4 protein-coding genes are annotated in these 5357 nt (G+C 44.3%); 2 read left to right on the forward strand and 2 right to left on the reverse strand.

All coding sequences use genetic code 11. From position 1 onward, the window contains the following. Window positions 1-1159 (reverse strand): SWIM zinc finger family protein (locus F6K20_RS22670; RefSeq protein WP_287296107.1); only part of this gene is annotated, 1159 nt, incomplete at its 3' end. 117 nt (window positions 1160-1276) lie between these two features. On the opposite strand from F6K20_RS22670, the gene F6K20_RS22675 reads away from it, so the two are divergent. Next, on the forward strand, window positions 1277-1444 hold the full coding sequence (locus tag F6K20_RS22675; RefSeq protein ID WP_154659804.1) for a hypothetical protein: 168 nt from the start codon (window positions 1277-1279) through the stop codon (window positions 1442-1444). 7 nt (window positions 1445-1451) lie between these two features. On the opposite strand, the gene F6K20_RS22680 is transcribed toward F6K20_RS22675, so the two are convergent. Next, on the reverse strand, window positions 1452-4634 hold the full coding sequence (locus tag F6K20_RS22680) for a WGR domain-containing protein (RefSeq protein WP_287296109.1): 3183 nt from the start codon (window positions 4632-4634) through the stop codon (window positions 1452-1454). 360 nt (window positions 4635-4994) lie between these two features. On the opposite strand from F6K20_RS22680, the gene F6K20_RS22685 reads away from it, so the two are divergent. Further along, window positions 4995-5357 (forward strand): protein kinase domain-containing protein (locus tag F6K20_RS22685; RefSeq protein WP_502708862.1); only part of this gene is annotated, 363 nt, incomplete at its 3' end.

Raw genomic sequence — 5357 nt, forward strand, 5'->3', positions numbered from 1 at the left:
ACTGGTCTACATCTGCACGGGGTGCCATTAAGTCAAAGTTACCCGCTTGTGCCCAATCGTTAGCTGTCCATCCTGATAAGCCGAGGGTAAAGGACATATCCCCTAGGTCAGCTACATAAAAGGATGGCATACCGGTTCCGAGTAGGTGAATGGTAAATTTGTTGGCAATGGGGATAAGACGTTCTAGGATGTGGAGGCGGCGGCGTCCCCAAACTCGGATGACCTGTTCTGATGAACCTTGATAGGGCGATCGCGAACAGACTACTTCGATGTTCCAAGGCTCAAATACTATTCGCACGGGTTCTCCTGGTTTGAGATGGTAACGCATTCCCCGTGGGCCAGTTTTTTCTTTGTGGCGACGCAACACAAAACAGATATTGTGAATATCCATGGGCTGCAAGTCAAAGGTGGTGGCGGGTAAGGCCATGGCGGAACTGACTTGTAGAAATCCTCTTACCCAACTGTCTGGTAGGTCAATTTTGACTTCTTTAAATGCTGCTTCATGGGTGGTTTTTACTTCAAAACCGGAGGGGTCAATTTCAAATTGGGTTGTCTTGTAACTGCGGATTTTTTGAAATTCGTTGTAAAGGGCGGCGGAGTAATCTATGTTTGTTGTACCGCAGGCGAATTCGTTGATAGTTTTAAAAACTTCGTAGCTGGCTCCTAGTCGCCCATAACTGGATTCATCTTGGCTGAAACATTCAAAGAAGACTTCATCGGGATGAACGGTAATTACTGGATCGAGGACAAACCAGGCATCACGGTCTTTCTGATAGAGGTAATTGTAGTACTGTTGTCTGGCTTTATAAAAGGTGGATAATCGTTGATATCGGTTCTGATTTAATTGAGTTAGTTCTGCTTGTAAGGGTTTAATTTTATTGGCGATGTCTTGGCGTTGTGCGGCTATGAGTTGCCAGTCTTGTTGGTCTTGGTTGGCACGCCATTGTTTATACTCGGTTCTGTCTTTGGGTTTGAAGCGTAAATCGGAAAATACTACGTCATGTAGGGCGCTGATGGCTTCTCGAAAGGCTACATTTTTCCCTAATTCACCAATGAAGTAAGTGGGAGGACGCTTGGTGTCTGGGGAGAAGGACATTTGGGTGCTGCTGCCGCGATCGCTAACTGCTGTACTATTTTTATAGGCGTAGTTAAATTCCATGGTTTTTAGGGTATTGAAGTATTTTTTTTATTGTTAAGAAGGGAATCGGGAATTTAGAATTTAGAATTTAGAATTTAGAATTTAGAATTTAGAATCGGGAAAATTATGAAATAGATAATGGAAATAGATAATAAGATTTTTTGGTGTTATCCTGAATCATTACTTTGTTTCATAAGCGATCAGGATATAGTTGAAAATGCTATAGGGTTTCTCGTACTATCGCTACTCCCTATTCCCGACTCCCTCGGTGTGCTTGACTCCCGACTCCCTACAATACACAACTGATAAATCCCTACACTCCTCTTAATTCGGATACTGGTTTAACCTGAATAGGAAGAGGAATAGTAGGATAGTTTTGGTGAATTTTAAGCATGAGCTGAATTGAACGGGCTTTATCACCAATAGCCATTGTGATGGATTGTCGTGTTAATATTTCTGCTACTATTTTAGCAGCTGCTTGGCTTTTTTGGGCTTCAGCTTCTAGAAATGCGAAGACGCGCTGTTTAGCAATTCGTCCGCGATTAACCCGAGACAAAATACTGATAAAGTAAGGGATTAAGTCTTGCAAACGGTCGGGATTATCTACGGCATACTGTTCTAGATAGTTAGTGGCAAATAGCTGCATGTCTTGGCTGGGATGTTCACTAAATTTAAGCAGATAATCTTGACCATAACTCTGCTGAAAGGTACGTAGGACTAAATTCCGCCCAAATTGACGAACATCATCCCGAGTACTGTCACAAATACTGACCATGACTTCAGGTGTCCAGTCTTGTTCGGTAATTTGTTGGCTAAAGAGTTTGGTAGCAAATTCTCGGGAATCCTGCCATTTTGCTTCTAGTAATCGCACTGCGGCTAACATGTCTTGAGAATTGCTACGGATACGGTTGAGCCTTTGCTCAATCATTGTCCAAGCGGCTTGACGGACGGATAGGATTTCATGATTGGCTAGTTTAACAATGTCAGGAATTTTTAATTCTAATCCCCAAGTGGTATAGTTAGCTTGGAGTACTAATCCTACTAATTCTTGAGCGGCTGATGATTTGGCTTGGAGAAGTTCCATCGCGTTGTCTTTGGTAATCATAGTCATCCAGCTGGGTAAGTCTTCTCGTAGCAGTTGGACTAAATCTTGGTGAACACCTTGATGTCTTTCTGGTAGCTGCAATAGGCTAATGATTTCTGTGGCTAGCTGAGTGACAAATTCTGGATATAATTTTCCTAAGCGCTGAATTACTGGACGAATACCTTGACGCAAGTGTGCTTGTTGATTGGTTGCGATCGCTAATACTAAGTCGTAGTCTTGTAGCAACCGTTGATCGGGAAGTTGACCGAAAATCTGAACCCCAATCCCTTGCACTGACTGATGGGAAGCGTTGAGGAGTGATTCAATTAATTTGGGTGGTAAGTCAGCGGCAGGAGTTTCGTGATTGAATAGGATTCTTGCTCCCAATTCCTGGATTTCTGGCATGGGGTGTTGGAGGAGATCTAGTACTACTCCCATACCCAATGTCCGGAGTTGGGGGGTAAAACCTAGAAGCAGGGTTTGAGCAGTGTCTTTGCCGATATCGGTTTGAGTTGGTTCTAGTACGAGTACTGCTGCAATCATTCGCCCGATTAATACTTTGGCTGTTGCTTCACTTACTATTGATTGAGTCAGTAACTGACGGGCAAAGGTACGGGTATCGGAGTGTTGACTGATCACTAAAGGGATGATCAGCTGGCTGGCGGTAATCAAGTGAGTTGGTATTGCTTGTATCCACTGATGGGCTTGAGTACGAGCTGGTGGAAACTGGCAGTTGGCTAAGGCAAGTAATAAGTCTAGGTTAGGATTGTCGGGATTATCGGAATTATATTTTTGTGTTGCTAGTTCAAAGCCGAGTTGAGCGGTTACTGGGTAGGGTTTGTTAACTAGTCTGATTACAGTATCTGTATCGATTTGATTACAGAATGACTGACATACCCTCAAGGCTTTGGCGGCAAACTGATGAACTTGATGACAGTGGCTTTCTAATAATAACTGTAGCAGTGCGTCTGGATGTTGCTCCCAAAGTTTAGGAAAGGCTTCTTCTCGGACATCTGGCTCTGGATCACCGGGTTTGTAGTTGTCTCGACAACGCCATGCCTGGCTGTTGGGCATTAATACGTAACGGGGACTATTGGTATAGAGAATATGGTTAAAGGTTAAGTAACCGGCATAGCTGTCCCAGTTGCGAGTGTAGCTGGTGCGACGACCGTTGGAGTAGTTCCAGCGATAGAAGGTTGATGTTCTGGCGGGTACTGCATCAGAATCAGAATATTTCAGTAATACCTCTAGGGCTAGATTTATGTAATTGCGTTCGGCTCTGCCGTGCCAAAGGCGATCGCATTCTTCACCCAATTTCCTGAGAGTCCGCCATACCCGCCGCCGTAGATAGTCACGAGTTACGTTGCTGTAAGCCCGTTTAGCATCAGGACTACCGAGGTAATTGGAACGGGGAAGATATTTGCGACTATTTCTGTCCCAGTAATATCGATGCCAATAAGACTGACGAAACATTGGTGGCTCGGTGTCTAGGCGGTAGGCGATAATGCCAAATACTTCCGCATCTTGTCGATATTCGGCAATCTTGAATATGTGGCGAATGGCTTTGAAGTAGTTGGGGCGTAGGGGAGCAGTGCGTAATAGGTTTAGTAGTGCTGGACGCACTTGAGCATTATTAATTTGATATAGGGTATCGAGAACACCAAAACGAGTATAGTCGTTACTGTCTAGATAGGTAACTAGGGCATTAGAGAAGTCAGCAGGATTATCGCTTTCGATATGGGATTGCAATTCGGCAGGCAATTGCTCTATCTGTTGAGAGCGCAACCGTTCTTGAGTTGATGGATCACAGAGTTTCATCCAGGCTTCCCAAGCAATCCGCTTGACAAAGTCTGGAGTTGAAGGGGTTTCATACAAGCGTTGGAGATGAGGAATTACATGCTCATCACCACACCATCCTAAAGCCCAAGCAATGCAGTAGTCTTTTAAGGGTTGATCAGTGCCAATCAGAGGGATAATTAAGGGCGTAGCTTCACGAATTTTTAATTCTCCAGCCCGCCATATCGCTCGGGTTTGGGACCATTTACTAGAGCCTTTACTACTATCTGGATTTGCAATCGCGTTGAGAATGGCTTGATGGCGTGGGTCTTTGGTAACTAAGTTACTGCTAATTAAGTCATTAACCTCTTCTTGAGTCTGACTACTTGATGCTTCAGTTACATCTTGATAGCCTTTCTTGAGTTTTGAGCCAACTAACTGATCAAACACTTGTTGTGCTTTAGCTAAAGCTACCGGCTGAGCAGTTTTTGAACTTTCTTTCAAGGTCTTGCCACGGCGTCCATAGCGAAAGTTAACGATATACTGCTCGTTACCGAAATCACAGAGATCGACTTCGTAGATTTTATCTGAGTTACCAGCTTGATAATGGAGCGTAGTGCGTTTGATCAGTTTCATAGGAGATCAGGGAAAACCCAGTTAGAAGTAGAAACGCCTGTCATTACCACCATATTAAAAAAATTATCTAGTCGCTCCCGTTCCCCAATTAGCAAGCTATCGTAAATAGAAGCACGGTAAGCCCAGCCTAACTGAAAGGATTAAAAGTAACCATTCAGCTCTCAGTTCTCAGCTCTTAGCTCTCAGCTCTCAGCTCTCAACTTATGCGCTACGCGCACGCTACTTGAGTGGCCATTGGCCAACGGCTGACCACTGACTACTGACTACTGACTACTGACCACTGACGGCTGACGGCTGAATGCTTACGATTAAAACTTGCCCATTGCTGCGTAGCTTGACTCTGATGTACCCGATAGACTCATGAGCAATTTTCTAGACTTATCCAGTCATGATTTCAAAGTGATCAGGGAATTGGGTCATAATCGCGCTGGTGGGAGAGTGACCTACCTAGCCCGAAACCAGGTCAATCACCAATTGGTAGTGATCAAGCAGTTTCAGTTTGCTCAACGCAACAGTAACTGGTCAGACTATGAGACCATAGAAGGGGAAATTCAAGTTTTGCGGGGACTGAATCATCCCGGTATCCCCCGTTACTTAGGGTCATTCCAAACCACTAGGGGCTGTTGTTTGATACAAGAATACAAACATGCTCCTTCCTTGGCTGTACCTCGTAGTTTTGACCCGGAGGAGATTAAGCAAATCGCTGTTGGGTTACTCAATATT

Source organism: Moorena sp. SIO2C4 (assembly GCF_010672485.1).
Taxonomy (GTDB): domain Bacteria; phylum Cyanobacteriota; class Cyanobacteriia; order Cyanobacteriales; family Coleofasciculaceae; genus Moorena; species Moorena producens.

Bases quoted from the DNA above. Each gene is read 5' to 3' on its own strand.
- F6K20_RS22675 (WP_154659804.1), top strand. From the start codon at position 1,277: ATGGAAATAGATAATAAGATTTTTTGGTGTTATCCTGAATCATTACTT.
- F6K20_RS22680 (WP_287296109.1), bottom strand. From the start codon at position 4,634: ATGAAACTGATCAAACGCACTACGCTCCATTATCAAGCTGGTAACTCA.